The sequence below is a fragment of the Algoriphagus resistens genome (assembly GCF_001442615.1).
Classification (GTDB): domain Bacteria; phylum Bacteroidota; class Bacteroidia; order Cytophagales; family Cyclobacteriaceae; genus Algoriphagus; species Algoriphagus resistens.
On record NZ_LMXN01000002.1, the window covers coordinates 213,882 to 228,123 of the forward strand.

General features: G+C 41.9%; 13 protein-coding genes. 7 read left to right on the forward strand and 6 right to left on the reverse strand.

Going from position 1 to position 14,242, the window contains the following annotated elements:
• Window positions 1-157: 157 nt before the first annotated feature.
• Window positions 158-1,009, reverse strand: coding sequence for a sugar phosphate isomerase/epimerase family protein (locus tag AS141_RS04200; RefSeq protein WP_057936385.1), 852 nt, complete (start codon window positions 1,007-1,009; stop codon window positions 158-160).
• 145 nt (window positions 1,010-1,154) lie between these two features.
• Between AS141_RS04200 and AS141_RS04205 the strand changes: the two genes are divergently transcribed.
• Together AS141_RS04205 and AS141_RS04210 are read left to right on the forward strand one after the other, a co-directional pair.
• Window positions 1,155-2,099 carry a zinc metalloprotease gene (locus AS141_RS04205; protein ID WP_057936386.1) on the forward strand — a complete coding sequence of 315 codons (945 nt, stop codon included), beginning with the start codon at window positions 1,155-1,157 and terminating at the stop codon, window positions 2,097-2,099.
• A 65-nt stretch (window positions 2,100-2,164) separates the two neighbouring features.
• Complete coding sequence (locus AS141_RS04210; RefSeq protein WP_057936387.1) at window positions 2,165-2,626, forward strand: hypothetical protein; 462 nt, start codon at window positions 2,165-2,167, stop codon at window positions 2,624-2,626.
• 32 nt (window positions 2,627-2,658) lie between these two features.
• Here AS141_RS04210 and AS141_RS04215 read toward each other — a convergent pair whose 3' ends face one another.
• Window positions 2,659-4,194, reverse strand: a complete 1,536-nt coding sequence (locus AS141_RS04215) for a glucuronyl esterase domain-containing protein (protein ID WP_057936388.1) — start codon at window positions 4,192-4,194, stop codon at window positions 2,659-2,661.
• Between the two features lie 164 nt (window positions 4,195-4,358).
• A complete protein-coding gene (locus AS141_RS04220; RefSeq protein ID WP_057936389.1) occupies window positions 4,359-4,835 on the reverse strand; it encodes a hypothetical protein in 477 nt (158 codons plus the stop codon).
• A 451-nt stretch (window positions 4,836-5,286) separates the two neighbouring features.
• Between AS141_RS04220 and AS141_RS04225 the strand changes: the two genes are divergently transcribed.
• From AS141_RS04225 to AS141_RS04235, 3 genes are all read left to right on the forward strand, one after another.
• Window positions 5,287-6,393, forward strand: a complete 1,107-nt coding sequence (locus AS141_RS04225; RefSeq protein ID WP_057936390.1) for an XdhC family protein — start codon at window positions 5,287-5,289, stop codon at window positions 6,391-6,393.
• Window positions 6,394-6,401: 8 nt separating this feature from the next.
• Window positions 6,402-6,983 (forward strand): nucleotidyltransferase family protein, encoded by a 582-nt coding sequence (locus AS141_RS04230; protein ID WP_057936391.1) that lies wholly within the window; start codon window positions 6,402-6,404, stop codon window positions 6,981-6,983.
• 318 nt (window positions 6,984-7,301) lie between these two features.
• The gene (locus AS141_RS04235; RefSeq protein WP_057936392.1) at window positions 7,302-7,832 is read left to right on the forward strand and encodes a PRC-barrel domain-containing protein; all 531 of its coding nucleotides are present in this window, start codon (window positions 7,302-7,304) and stop codon (window positions 7,830-7,832) included.
• A 192-nt stretch (window positions 7,833-8,024) separates the two neighbouring features.
• Here AS141_RS04235 and AS141_RS04240 read toward each other — a convergent pair whose 3' ends face one another.
• Entirely contained in the window at window positions 8,025-9,164 is a 1,140-nt protein-coding gene (locus AS141_RS04240; RefSeq protein ID WP_057936393.1) for a cysteine desulfurase family protein, read from the reverse strand.
• Window positions 9,165-9,291: 127 nt separating this feature from the next.
• On the opposite strand from AS141_RS04240, the gene AS141_RS04245 reads away from it, so the two are divergent.
• Window positions 9,292-9,636, forward strand: a complete 345-nt coding sequence (locus AS141_RS04245) for a hypothetical protein (RefSeq protein WP_057936394.1) — start codon at window positions 9,292-9,294, stop codon at window positions 9,634-9,636.
• A gap of 349 nt (window positions 9,637-9,985) precedes the next feature.
• On the opposite strand, the gene AS141_RS04250 is transcribed toward AS141_RS04245, so the two are convergent.
• Window positions 9,986-12,151, reverse strand: coding sequence for a xanthine dehydrogenase family protein molybdopterin-binding subunit (locus AS141_RS04250; protein WP_057936395.1), 2,166 nt, complete (start codon window positions 12,149-12,151; stop codon window positions 9,986-9,988).
• Between the two features lie 2 nt (window positions 12,152-12,153).
• The gene (locus AS141_RS04255) at window positions 12,154-12,612 is read right to left on the reverse strand and encodes a (2Fe-2S)-binding protein (protein ID WP_057936396.1); all 459 of its coding nucleotides are present in this window, start codon (window positions 12,610-12,612) and stop codon (window positions 12,154-12,156) included.
• A gap of 480 nt (window positions 12,613-13,092) precedes the next feature.
• On the opposite strand from AS141_RS04255, the gene AS141_RS04260 reads away from it, so the two are divergent.
• Window positions 13,093-14,229, forward strand: coding sequence for an MBL fold metallo-hydrolase (locus AS141_RS04260; protein WP_057936747.1), 1,137 nt, complete (start codon window positions 13,093-13,095; stop codon window positions 14,227-14,229).
• The last annotated feature ends 13 nt before the right edge of the window (window positions 14,230-14,242 follow it).

Genomic DNA, 14,242 nt, shown 5'->3' on the forward strand with positions numbered 1-14,242 from the left:
GAATACCGAAAGCAGTTTGAAAAAGGCTTAAAACTCACCAACAGTTCGTGAACTCATCAGACAGCCTGAGAAAAGGGATTAGTAGATTTACCGAAGTTCTATTAGCAGCTAAGTTTAACAGGCAATGACTATGTTTCAAAAGTTATAATCCTTTAGCTTATTTCTGCAACCTCCTTAAATATGCAATGCTTTTTGGTACCTGCTGATAATAAATAGGGCTTTCATCCTCAATGTAGAAATGTTGTATCCCGGCTTTCTTCGCAGCGCCGATAATCTTTGGTAAATCCAGTTGCCCTGTACCGAGAGTCACGTCATTTTCTGTGGGTGTCCCCCCGGACATGTTTCCTACCACTCCTTTGCGCAGATCTTTCATATGCATGAGCTTGAAGCGATTGCCATATTTTTCCAGCAAAGCAGCCGGATCAGCACCCGGAAAAAATGTCCAAAGTATATCCATTTCGAAGCTTACATATGCGGGCTCTGTCTCCTGGATAATCAAATCGAAAAGTGTTCCATCACCGTGGGGCTCAAATTCATACCCATGGTTGTGATAACAAAATGTCAGGCTATAATCTTCCCTGAGTACCTTCCCTACTGTATTGAAATCCGCAATAGTTTGACGGGCTGTCTCCTCTGTAAACTTACCTTCGTGCGGAACCCAGGCTACCCGGACGAACTCAGCCCCGAGTGTTTTTGCATTCTCTGCAACTGTCGCAGTCTTTTCCATCAGATCCTTATATCCTACTCCAAATGAGGAACAGTGCATTCCGCGTTTATCTAGTTCCTTTTTAATGTCCGAGGCAGTATGTCCAAAAAGATTTGAAAATTCCATGTCCGTGATTCCCATAGCCTGTAGCGTATCGAGTGTAGCTGGGAGATCTTTTGAAAAGCTATTTCTATACGTATAAGAAACCATCCCCGGCATCTCAGGGAACAGTAAATCCTGTGCCTGAACTTGTATACCCAAGAATATTCCTAATAATGAAGTAAGCGACAATTTCTTGATCATGCTGTGTTGGTTTTGGAATTCTAATATAAGACAGCTTCTGAAGCTTTCAATTAAATTATCCCTAAATGACCAAGGATAAGTATAAAATTAAATGGATTTCATATCTTATATTATGTATTAAAATCAACCACTAAATATCTTTTTTATGAAAAATTTAAATTTAGCAGCCTTAGCTTTAATTGGGGCGACACTAGCCGGATGCCAAGAAACCGAAGAAAGCAGAGTATTGGATCAAAGTTTAGCTCATGAAGAAACCGTTTACAAGCCTCTTGATTGGGCTCCAATTGATGTAAATAGTATTTCGAAAAGCGGTAGAACCACAGCTTCCCCCTATCGTTTGGAATTAGTCAGCGCTGAGTATATTACAGCGCCTGAAAGTGAAAGAGCAGGTCAGACTGTGATTTTCAATGACCGTGGAAATAAGCAATTGGCTTATGATTTTTCGCCAGTTGCCAAGTTGAATGGCATCTCAGATATCTCCTATTATGTGGATCAGGTGAGACCTGGTACTGATTTAGATAGCCCAACCAAGGAAGCTGCGATTGACCGGGCAGCAGCTACATGGGATGGGATGAACTGTTCAGCGTTCGGGCTTTATAAAGTAGCTGGTTTACCTCTCCCAATAGGTGTCATTGCAGCGCAATTGGGTTTTCCCAGCATTGCCGGCTACATAGCTGATATAAACCATGCCGGATGGATGCCTGCGAGTTTTTTCGATTTTGTGGCCGAAGACGGAAGTCAATTTATTTTGGGAGTGACATTTACCCTTCTTTTAATCGATGAAAATGGAGATTATATTGACACGAATGGTGATGGTAAATTTGATGTAGGATTACGAGAAATCTACTACAATGATAACTTCTACTGGGGAGATGGGGATCTGGTAGATGTGGAGACTATCGCACTTCATGAGATGGGACACGGCTTGAGCCAAGGGCACTTCGGAAAAGCATTTATCAAAAAGGAAGGAACTATACAATTTGCTCCCAGAGCAGTCATGAATGCAGCCTATACAGGTGTTCAGACAGAAATCATAGGGTCTGATAATGGTGGGCACTGCAGTATTTGGGGTAACTGGCCAAATCAGTAAAAAGATTGGCCCTTCCTCGGGCCAATCTTTTTACTTTTAAAGCTAATGCCTGTCATTGTTAAACTATGAAAATCAAAATAATTCTCTTATCTGGTCTTTTGGTGGGAACGTTGGATATTCTTGCTGCCTTTGTAGATTATTATATCGCAACTGGAAATGGGCCGTCCGGGGTGATTCGGTATATTGCCAGTGGGGTTTTTGGCAACGAAGCATTTAGCGGAAGTAATGTAATGTTATTCTGGGGCTTGCTTTTTCATTATGGGATAGCCTACTCTTTCACAATTCTCTTCTTTTGGCTGTATCACCGTATGAAATTTATAGGTACTAACCCATTTACTACGGCTGTATTGTATGGGATTTTTATGTGGGTCATAACGGTTTTGATCATTGTTCCATTGAGCAACACACCTGCTATGCCCTTGGTGTTTTGGAAGGCGGTCAAGTCAGTGTTAATACTGATTTTAATGATCAGTTTACCTCTGGTCTTTATTTTGAAAAGACGTACAGGCGAAAAGTTCCTAGTCTAAACGAACTGTCAGAGGTTCTCTGAGGAAAATATTTATTCCTTTGAGTAGTTCAAAACCCGATTAGCCCAAGGAATGAAATACTGCATGTTTGGTGCATCGGTATGTCCCCCATCGTGCTGTCTCCAGGCCAGATCCCCATCCAACATGCCAGTGTTGAAGGCAGGCATTTCCTCTTTCATATAGTCATTGGTCACGCCCAGGTCTTTAGCTCCCAATAGTTTGTAAGCAACTCCCGCAGCGACCACAGCCATATAACTACCCTTTTGATCCAGCCATTTGGAATCTCCTTTTTCAGGGATACCATAACTTACAAATACAGGTCTAGGTGCACAGAGTGCCAACATATCATGGGAATCCACCGGAAGATCACATCCGTCCATTCTTCCAAAATCAGCTTTCTCTGCCCCATATCTCATATAATTGCCTGCCATCCAGTAGTTCTCTCCTCCTGCGAGGCTTTCTACGGCTTCGCCAAAAACACGTCTATGGAGTGTAGTCCCGCCTTTGCCGGAAGATCCTATAAGTGCAGTCGCAAAGCGAGGCTCGAAAGCCATTGTAACCAAGGCCGCTTTGCCATATCGGGAAACTCCCTCAATTCCTACTTTTTTGGAATCCACCAATGTGTCTGTCTCCAGATAATCCAAAGCCCTTGCTGCTCCCCAAGCCCAGGCCCGAAGTGCACCCCAATCCGCAGGAGAACGAGGTTGGCCTTTATTTATCAGTCCTATGATTCCCCTGGTAATCCCGGCATGATTATCAGCTTGAATACTACTTGGATCTAGAGTCACATATCCCCAGCCGGCAGCAAGCAATTGCTCAGTGGAGGGAGATTCTCCATTCGTCGGAGGAGCAAAGAAATTTGGACCAGGCAGTCTAGTCACCGGATTGTAAGCAGGATATTTATCAAAAAGTGACTTCAAAGAAGAATCATTTTTAATCATCATTTCTTTGAAAGAGGTATTCAATACTTCCATATCCTCACCAGAAGGCTGTGCCGGAGCAGGAAAAGAAGGTCTACCAAACATCATTAAGACTGGAACTGGCCCTTTTACATTTGCCGGTACCACCAGAATCATATTGATGTTCACATCGATCATCGGATATGAACTATTGTCCACATGTCCAATGATCTGCTTTGCTATGACTGGTGTTCTGGCCACAAATTCCCGATCAGTGATTTTTACCTTCCAGTTTACAGTTGGAATGTCATCAGGAAGCTTCCCATAAACTTCCGTTTCCAAAGCCTCAACTAATTCAGGTCTTCTTACTTTCCACCACATTTCATCAGAAGTTACTTTTTGCCCCTTGCTTGTGGTAAGGATATCCGGAAGATCAGGGCAAGGATTTGCCTTAGCTTCCTCATAATTGGCAGCATTTGGAGCAGATTCATTGCCACTTGGGCCGGGTCTTAGCACCTGGATGCCCAGTTGCTGCTGCATGTTGGCATGGTCCTGCTCATTGGTAAAGGTTACCGGCGCTGGGTATTGACTTAAATCTACAGAAGAGGTTTGCGCACTGGCCAGGCCCGTAATTCCTAAAAGAAGGGAAAATAGAATTACTTTTATCATGATAGGTTTTAGGTTGGGTTTTACGGAATTATATCTCAGTCAAAGACATAGTCCTTTGATGGACAAGACACTATTTTCCCTTTGGCTCAAATTCAATTCATCTACAAAGTATCTTTTGTAAAGCTCCTCACCAAACCGATCAACACTTTTTAAGCTGCTATCAGTCAGTTAACCAGCTCTTCCACCCGAGATTCGTAATCAAACTGCAGGTCTTCATGTAAACCCGAAATAAGCTTAACGGCTTTTCCCAGCTGCGCCTGATAGAGATTATCCAAAACAGGATTTCTATGTCTTAAAAAACCGTATTCCCTTAATTTTTCGCAGAAAAACAAAAGCACTTCTATCTGATCCGTTTTGACTTTGCTCAGCTTAAGAAGTTTATTCATTTTACGGCGAAGCTTCTGCGCAGCTTTTTTTGCATAATAGGAATGGTCACCTCTGGCCATACTAAAATCAGTCTCCAATTCCTCCTGTACCATTTCCAAGTATAGTCTAGGGTTGTCCTTTTCGTTAAGTTTAAAAAAAAGGTAGGATTTGTTGTCTCTGCTGAATTTGCTTAAATCCGCCACCAAACCGATCAGTTCCTTCTCATTGAGGTAGCTGAGTTCCTTCTTGAGCTGGGCAAGCGTTGGGAATTTCATGATAAAATAGAATAAATGACCGCTTCAAATTGCAGCAATTTCAGTTCAAGAAATTATCAATGCAAGATTCTGACAATATTTTCTTAAAAGCTGATTAATAAAATGTAGTAAATAATCATTGCTGACATCATGTGCATCGAAAAACTTGCAGGTTATCTTAACAAATCAGAAACCACTCCTTGTCCGGCAACCAACAGATCTAATGTCTGATGCTTTTTATCGTGTCCACCGCTCTTTTTTCGTTCCTATCGCTGCTATTACTGCATTCAAAGGATAAATAATTTTTATCCATGGAAAAGAAATTCCGATCGAGGCACCCTACTAGGAACAGTTTGAGCAGGTGTTTTTCAAATAATTTCTTACGAATATCAAATCTTTGGCTCCGTTTGAGTATAATCTTTTGAAAATGGGATTGCAGTAGCTTAACTTAATGCTTTAAGCTTTTCTCTTTATGAAAGAATTTCAAGCCATTATTCAGGCTTATGAGCTGTACAAAACAGCAGAAAAAAAGATTGCTTTGGCAACTGTGGTACAGGTAGATGGGTCAGCATATAGAAGACCCGGAGCTAGAATGTTGGTTTCCGAAGACGGAGAACTTACCGGGGCAATCAGTGGAGGATGTTTGGAAGGCGATGCGCTGCGCAAAGCGCAAACAGTGATCTTCCAGCAGAAATCCATGCTGGTCACCTACGATACTACGGATGAGGATGATCAAAAATTCGGAGTTGGACTGGGCTGTAATGGAATTATTCATGTGTTGATTGAACCAATTGATTATCAGTGTGATATAAATCCGATTGAGCTTCTGAAAATTGCTTTGAGCGACCGTATTTTTTGCAGGCTAATCACCGTGTTTTCGGTAAAGTATTCCAAGCAGGAGCAAGTTGGAACCAAAGTGCTTCTAAAAGAGGATCAGGTGTTTGGCGATAAAGATGCGCTGGAGGATACACTTTGGATCCAGGTTCAAGAAGAGATAACAAGAGATGATTCCAATCATCATATCATACGTAAATATGAAGCTTTTGATACTATTCAGGTTTTCATAGAATCCATCAAACCGGTAATTCGTCTTTTTCTCTTCGGAGCCGGAAATGATACTGTTCCCTTGGTGAAAATGGCAGATATACTTGGCTGGGAAGCGGTGGTAATCGATGGCAGAAAAAATCTGGCGACAGCTCAACGCTTTCCAGCAGCCCTCAAAATAGTGACCGGTTCCGCAGAGGAGGTAGTACAGCAATTGGAAACCGACTCCAACTGTGCGGCTCTCCTGATGACGCACAATTTTGACTATGAAGCTTTTGTTTTGGCGGATTTGCTTCCCCTAGGGTTGCCCTATGTGGGAATATTGGGTCCAAAGAAAAAGTCTGAAAAACTAATGGATAGATTGGGGATGAATGGAGTAACTGTCAATCAAGCTACTATCTATTCACCGATGGGTTTGGATATTGGTGCAGAGGGTTCTGAAGAGATCGCTTTGTCCATTTTGGCTGAGGTGAAAGCGGTTTTGGAAAAAAAACAAGGTACCTTTCTGAGAAATAAGACAGGCCCTATACATTAAGGAAATAAATGAAGACAGGAATCATCATACTTGCTGCAGGAGAATCTACCCGGCTTGGCTATCCGAAACAGATCGCACAATTCAATGGAAAAACATTACTCCAATTGGCCATAGATGCTGCAAATGATTCCAAAGCTGACAAAAGAGTTCTGGTAATGGGAGCATTTCGGGATGAGATTAAGAAAACTTTTCCAGGGGCAAGTATCCCAAATATTCCCAACCCACATTTCCAGAAAGGCATGTCTTCCAGCATCAAAGTCGGCATGGAATACATGCTGAAATTCAATAGGCCTGACCAGGTGATTATTATGCTTTGTGATCAGCCCTTCGTGGATGCCAAGATTCTCAATAAACTTATAGCGACTCAAAAAAAGGAAGGGAAGGGAATTGTTGCCTGCGCCTATTCCAAAACAGTTGGAGTTCCCATACTCTTCTCAGAAGCCTATTTTAAGGAATTGATGGAGCTTGCCGGGGATGAAGGGGCAAAGAATATTGCCCTTGCCCATGAAGATGATCTGGTAACTGTATCCTTTCCTAGGGGTAAAGTGGATATAGATACAGAAGAGGATTTAAGGGATTTGAATTTGTAGTTCTTAGTCTTGGCTGCCCAAGATGAAAACCTTGAAAATCTATTTAGAACATTGCGAGCTGAAGCATCTTAGCCCTATCTAGAACAGACTGATTTCTCTTCAAGCCTACTCGATGTACCGGTAAAATTCCAACTATTATTTTTCCTTACACTATCAAGCTGCCATTATACCCTTTCGGTGGAATATAATTCCACGAAAAGGGAAAGCCCATTCGCATCGAAAAAGTCTTAAAATGGTCGTAGCGGCCTCTAAACGCTGAATAATCCAATGGCACGGATATAGTTTACTGTATGTCATACACACTAACCAACTATCAGTATGAATACGTTAAACAATGCCCAAATCAGTTGTTCGGAGACTGTCTCACGAACTGTAAAAACTGCAAGAGATGAATCGGTAGGTTCCATCAAAGACATCAGGTTCAACACATCAACAGGTCAGATCGACTATGTGGTGTTAAAAGTGGATGAAGGATTTTTGAATCTAGGTTCAAAGCTTCTTGCTTTACCTTTTGAATCCTTCGAATTCAATCCAAATCAGGAGGATGTCGTAATTGTAAAGGAAACTAAAGAAACATTGGAAAATGCTCCCGGATTTGATAAGGATGACTGGCCTTCTGGTCCCCAAGCTGAATTCATTCACGAAATGCGCACCTACTATAGTGAAAATCCACGTAGCTTATATGGTAGGTACAATCAGGAAAACAGATCCTTTTACGATGATGTTGACCGATTTGATACCACATCAGGCCGGATTCGGGATCCGGAATATGGGGATGGATTTTTAGAAAGAGACCACCGCGGCGATAGACAATCCGATCAACGAAGAGGTGGAGACCCAATTTTATAATTTCTGGCTTAATCAAATCAAAAAGCTAATCCATTTTTGGATTGGCTTTTTGTTATTAAATCTCTAACGATAAACGCTGGTAAGCCTACTGAACTGTATTGACATCAACAATCCGGCAACAAAAAACTGTTCATATATCCAGAGGATATCAGAAATAAGAAACAGCTATTACGATTCCTTTTTACGTAATTTTCAACCTCTCAATTCACCTACTACCTTCATTACCCAGTCCACAGCATCTATTACTTCCTGCCTTGTGGTATTTTTGCCTAGACTAAACCTGATCGAAGATCTTCCCAGATCAGCATCCAAACCCATTGCCTCTAGCACGTGTGAAGGTTTAGGAGAAATACTTGTACAGGCAGAACCCGAGCTCACAGCTACTTTTTGACATATTTTGCGAAGCAACACCTCGCCTTCCACTCCCCCAACCGCTATATTGCTGACATGGGATAAGCGATCTTGACTTCCGTTCAACTTGGTATCTGGTACAGATAGTAGCTTATCTTCGAGTAAGTTACGCAGCTTGCCTAGACGTACTGACTCTTCTTTCATTTCACTCATTCTAAGTTCAGCGGCCTTCCCAAAACCTATAATGGCCGGTACATTCAACGTTCCGCTGCGGAAGCCTTTTTCATGGCCTCCCCCATGTATCTGAGCCAGTGGCTTTGGCAGCGAATGATTATGGCGGACATATAAAGCTCCGATTCCCTTTGGTCCATAAAGTTTATGTGCAGAAATCGCCATGAGGTGAATTCCATCAACTGATACAGAGGACTTACCCGCAGCCTGTACTGCATCACATAGAAAAATAATATTGTTCTCTTCTGCTAAAACTTTAATCTCTTCTATGGGATGCAGCATCCCCGTTTCATTATTTGCCCACATCAGGCAAATCATTTTGGTGTAAGGCAAAATAGTTGAACGTAATTCAGAGATAGATATATGGCCCTTCCTGTCTACAGGGAGGTAAGTCACTTCAGCACCGGCTTCTTCAATGGCTTTCATGGTGTCCAGCACTGCCTTATGTTCAGTTACACAGGTGATGTAATGCTGTTTTTCTCCACTATGCAAGGCAAAAGTGCCTTTAATGGCTAGATTAATTGCCTCTGTGGCACCTGAAGTGAAAATAATCTCCTTGGCATGTGCTCCGATCAGATTTGCAAGTTGCTCCCTTGCCTGCTCAACAGCATTTTCAGCTACCCAACCATAGGCGTGAGATTTACTGGCAGCATTTCCAAAATGTGCTCCAAACCAGGGTATCATAGCTTCTACGACTTCTGGAGCGCAAGGAGTGGTGGCATTATAGTCGAGGTAGATGGGGTAATTCATATTCTAAAATAACTAGTCGATGGGTAATAGAGCACAGTCAAAGGCGTTTTGGAACTTCAATAGTTTCTGCAAAACCCATTCTTGCAGGTAAACGGCTACATAAAGGTAAAATTTGCTAATTTTAACCATGCAGGAAACATGGATACTTTCAATTCCCAAATCAGATCAATCAACTTCAGATCAAATTAAACAGGTATTAATTGACAATCAGAAAGATTTGGGAATTTTCCTTTCTTACTATTTCAAAAAAGAGGGTGCACTTGCGGAAAAAGTGGATCTAGGGTCTAAGATTAACTTCATCGATCAAAGGTCAGGAAATTTTGAATTGGAATTTGATTTGGTTCATTTTAATGCTTGCCTGGCTATTCACGATCAAAAACGGGATCAGATGAAAATCACCTTTGAAATTGAAGAAGACAAACTATATCTTAAAGGTCCATACTGGCCGGAGAGAGGTATGGATGAGATTTAAGAAAGTATCAATTCGCCAGTATCTATAGTAAAATCTCTTATAGCCAAGACTTTAAAATTGAGAGTCAAGAATTTAGAGACTGGAATTTCATATGATTATAATTTGTCTTTTAAGGGCCATATGGAATCTCGCACGATGAATAATCATCCCACTGTGTGAAACTTGATTCATGCTCTGTTTCAACTATAGAAATTCGCAGAAAACGGATATAATTGCAAGATAAAGTAGGATAATTCCCTCATTTGAATACTAAAGACCCTCTCCAATTCTGAAAAGGGTCTTTATTCCTGGTTCTGGTAGCTGTTGTCTGCCGTTTTAAAACTAAAGTCAAAATACTAGAGACTTAAAATCACACTCTTTTTATCCCCAGGTTAAGATCCTGAAACTCCTTCTGCTCTATAAAAGGCTGGCTTCTTAATCTTCTTTCTGTTGCACTGAAGATTGCATTGGCAATAGCCCCACCTGTAGGGGGAAGACAAGGCTCGCCCAATCCTGTTGGATCATAGCCGCTATCAACGTAATAAGTATCTACAGTTGGTACTTCTTTCATCCGGATCAACCGGTATTTATCGAAGTTGGTTTGTGTAGGAAGCCCCGCCTCAAACGTTAAATTACCATACATCGCATGTCCCATTCCATCTACTACTCCTCCCCTCACTTGGTGATTGGCACCAGTAGGATTTACAACCATGCCGCAGTCAGTTACCACATGGATTTTCTTTAATGCCGGACTACCGTTTTCCATCTCAATATCAGCTACTTGCGCTACATAGGTTCTATGGGAGAAATAAACAGAAAATCCTTGCTTCACATTAGGGTTTTTACCCCAATTTGACTTTTCTGCAGCCATTTTCGTAACTCCGATCATACGGTCTACATTGTATTGAAGCTCGCCTCCCACCGGATTTGTCTTTGCTTTCTCCATTAATTGCAGCCTAAATTCCACAGGATCTTTTTTGGCAGCCAAAGCAACTTCATCCAAAAATGACTGCTCTGCGTAAGCCAGGAAATTTGTGATCGGTGCTCTCCAGGCATTAGTGGTAATCGAAGATTCATAATTCACATTCTCTATCAGCAAATTATCCACTGCTCCGGAAGGGAAATTATGTTCTCTGGTACTGTTTCCTGCATTCATTCCTACGCCTCGAAGTTTGTACCCCGTCATATTGCCATCTGCATCCAAGGCAGCTTCAAATCTATACCTCACAGCAGGCCGGTAAGCTCCTCCGGTCAGATCGTCCTCCCTACTCCATGTTAATTTAACCGGAGCATTTACCAGGTTGGAAATCTGAACCGCTTCTGCCACATAATCTGTATGTAGCCTACGACCAAAACCTCCTCCTAATCGCGTGATTTCTACCGTGATATTCTCAGGTGGAATCCCAAGTAGTTCCGCTGCCTTGTCCCTGGCTCTTTCCGGTGTTTGTGTTGGCCCTATCAATTCTGCTTTGTTACCTTGAACATGGGCAAAGAAATTCATTGGCTCCATGGGGGAATGTGAAAGAAATGGACATTGGTATTCAGCAGTCACTACCTGCGCAGCATTTTTGAATGCTGAATTTACATTGCCATCTTCCCGTTTTATTTCTGCTTTTCCATTGGCCAATAAGTCTTTGAATATCTGGTCATGATCGGCAGAACTCTCTACTTTTCCAGCAGGCTCATATTCCACTTTCAACAGCTTCTTGGCTTTCATCAGTGGCCAGGTGGAAGTTCCAATTACTGCAACACTGTTCTCAAAAGTCACTACATCTTTCACTCCCGCTACATTTTTTGCTTCTGTATCATCAATGGATTTGATTTTCATGCCGAAAGGAGCACGCTGAACCATCGCATGAAGCATTCCTTCTCTAAAGAAATCCAGTCCAAAAAGTGGCTTTCCTGTATGAATAGATGCATTGTCCACATTCTTCACTGGTGTTCCAATGATCTTAAAATCCTTCTTATCCTTCAAGGCAATCTCTTCAGGAGCAGTCAAGAGTGCTGCATCGTTGGCAACTTCCCCATATCCGATCTTTTTTCCGCTTGCCTTATGGGAAATAATGCCCTCTGAAGTAACCAATTCTTTGGCCGGTACTTGCCATTTCTCTGCTGCAGCAGCAACCAAAAGGTACTTTGCCGTAGCTCCGGCTTTGCGAAGCCGCTCCCACGAATGAGGCATGGCCCCAGAACCCCCAGTGAGTTGACGCTCGTATTTTTCCGTGTCCAGATTGGCTTGGACTACACGGACCTTATTCCAATCTGCATCCAGTTCCTCTGCCACCACCATTGGGAAGGAAGTTTTTATGTTCTGTCCCAACTCGGGGTTAGGTGAATAAATCACAATATCACCACTTGGTGCAATACTTAGGAATGCATTGAAATTCCTGGCATTTGCCAACACCTCTTCATTACTCAATACTTCCATTTTTGGAGATTCACAGCTCATCCAATTGAAGCCAATAAATAGGCCACCTGCAGTAGTTCCGGCAATTTTCAGGAAATCTCTTCGGTTGGTTTTTGTCAGTGTTGCCATGATTATTTGGAGTTTGCAGCCATCGCAACGGCTTCTCTGATTTTATGATAAGTACCACATCTACAAATGTTTCTGTTCATTTCTTCATCTATTTCTTCCATAGATGGAGCAGGGTTTTTCTTCAATAAAGATGCTGCACACATAATCTGGCCTGCCTGACAATATCCGCACTGGGCTACATCTACTTCTGCCCAGGCTTTTTGAACAGGATGGTCACCGTCTTCGGAAAGACCTTCTATAGTGGTGATCTCATCCCCAGTCAGACTTGCCGCTGGTGTGACGCAGGAAAACATAGCTTCTCCATTTCTGTGTACTGTACATGCACCGCACTGGGCTATGCCACAAGAGTATTTTGTTCCGACTAATCCAAGATGATCCCGAAGTACCCAGAGTAAGGGAGTATCTTCTTCCACATCAACCGAATGAGCCTTTCCGTTGATTTTAAGGTTTATAAGTGCCATGGGTTATTGGTTATGTTTATGGCTTTAAGATAAAGAAAATCAGCTAGGTAGAGAAACCGACTATATAAATTCAGCTAGCCGTTTAGTAATTTGAATTAATTCTAAAACAACTCGCAAACAACTGCCTCAACCTGACTCGGTTGGTATCTAGAGAAAATCCGATAGCAGGATTTCACGGTTGTAAAGCGTGTTAACTTTCTATCTCCTTTTGTGTTCTTAGCCCTTGTGGCTAAGCAATAACCTTTAAGTCTGGCTTTTGGATACCAGGAACAACTATCAACCAAGCAGAAAAGCTATAAGCTTCGAATAAATATCTTATGGCTAACCTTTTCGAATTGGAACGTTCACTTGTGTAAAAAAATATCAGAAAAACTACTGTATTTGCACCTTTTACCCAGTTATAGAGTTAAAATCCATAGTTTATATCTTGCTTTTATAGACCATATGCTCAAGTTATTGTTCAAAACATTGAAAATCCTTATGATCACTTTAATTTCTATTGTACTGATTCTTTTCCTGGTTGGAGTATTGTTTGTGAATTTCAGCCCAGAGTTTGGTGGCAGTCCTTCCAAACAGAAAATAGCTCAGTTTGAGAAATTAGACTATTTTGAAAACGGAAAATTCAGTAATCTAATGCCTACCAATATGGACATGGACTTTGCTGAAGCGATTAAAATGCTTCCTGAGTTTTTTAAAAATGACCCCACTCGAAGACCAGATTTTAAGTTGCCAATAGCCTATAGAGATTCTCTGGAGTTAGTAGTAGATGATCATCCTACGCGGTTGGTCTGGTTTGGTCATTCTACTTTCCTACTTCAGATTGACGGAAAGACAATCCTTATCGATCCAATGTTTGGAGAGGTACCGGCTCCAAACCCAATGCTAGGAAAAAAACGTTTTAGCGAGGAACTACCTATTGCCATAGAAAAACTACCGCAGATCGACATGATTATTATGTCACATGATCACTACGATCACCTGGATTATAGATCAATTCGGAAGTTGAAAGAAAAAACGAAAGCTTTTTATATGCCATTGGGAATGGGAGCACACTTCGAAGAATGGGGAGTGGATTCTTCCAGAATTCATGAGTTAGGCTGGTGGGATGAAATTCGAGCTGATGGCTTACTCTTGGCTTTAACTCCGGCCCGACATTTTTCCGGACGTGGGTTAAGCAACCGTTTCTCTACACTTTGGGGATCCTGGGTGATCCAAGGGGAGAGTGACAATATCTACTTCAGCGGGGATAGTGGCTATGGTACACACTTTAAACAGATTGGTGAGAAATATGGTCCTTTCAACTTTGCCATGATGGAATGCGGGCAATACAATGAGCGCTGGACAGATATTCATATGGTGCCTGAGGAAACGGCACAGGCCGCAAAGGATATCAGTGCCAAGGTCTTTATGCCTATCCATTGGGCAGCATTCACACTAGCCATGCACTCTTGGACAGATCCTGTAGAGCGTGTGATGGCTAAAGCAAAAGAAATAAACCAGCCTATCATCGTCCCTGAAATAGGGCAATTCATCGAGTTGGATAAAAATCTTATGACTGAGCGAAAGTGGTGGATACAGTCCAAACTTTCATCTAACCAAATGATTTCCAATCAATAGAAATCATAAGTTT

Coding starts and splice junctions, on each gene's coding strand:
- AS141_RS04235 (WP_057936392.1), top strand. CDS start 7,302: ATGAATACGTTAAACAATGCCCAAATCAGTTGTTCGGAGACTGTCTCA.
- AS141_RS04200 (WP_057936385.1), bottom strand. CDS start 1,009: ATGATCAAGAAATTGTCGCTTACTTCATTATTAGGAATATTCTTGGGT.
- AS141_RS04245 (WP_057936394.1), top strand. CDS start 9,292: ATGCAGGAAACATGGATACTTTCAATTCCCAAATCAGATCAATCAACT.
- AS141_RS04230 (WP_057936391.1), top strand. CDS start 6,402: ATGAAGACAGGAATCATCATACTTGCTGCAGGAGAATCTACCCGGCTT.
- AS141_RS04255 (WP_057936396.1), bottom strand. CDS start 12,612: ATGGCACTTATAAACCTTAAAATCAACGGAAAGGCTCATTCGGTTGAT.
- AS141_RS04225 (WP_057936390.1), top strand. CDS start 5,287: ATGAAAGAATTTCAAGCCATTATTCAGGCTTATGAGCTGTACAAAACA.
- AS141_RS04215 (WP_057936388.1), bottom strand. CDS start 4,194: ATGATAAAAGTAATTCTATTTTCCCTTCTTTTAGGAATTACGGGCCTG.
- AS141_RS04260 (WP_057936747.1), top strand. CDS start 13,093: ATGATCACTTTAATTTCTATTGTACTGATTCTTTTCCTGGTTGGAGTA.
- AS141_RS04220 (WP_057936389.1), bottom strand. CDS start 4,835: ATGAAATTCCCAACGCTTGCCCAGCTCAAGAAGGAACTCAGCTACCTC.
- AS141_RS04210 (WP_057936387.1), top strand. CDS start 2,165: ATGAAAATCAAAATAATTCTCTTATCTGGTCTTTTGGTGGGAACGTTG.
- AS141_RS04240 (WP_057936393.1), bottom strand. CDS start 9,164: ATGAATTACCCCATCTACCTCGACTATAATGCCACCACTCCTTGCGCT.
- AS141_RS04205 (WP_057936386.1), top strand. CDS start 1,155: ATGAAAAATTTAAATTTAGCAGCCTTAGCTTTAATTGGGGCGACACTA.
- AS141_RS04250 (WP_057936395.1), bottom strand. CDS start 12,151: ATGGCAACACTGACAAAAACCAACCGAAGAGATTTCCTGAAAATTGCC.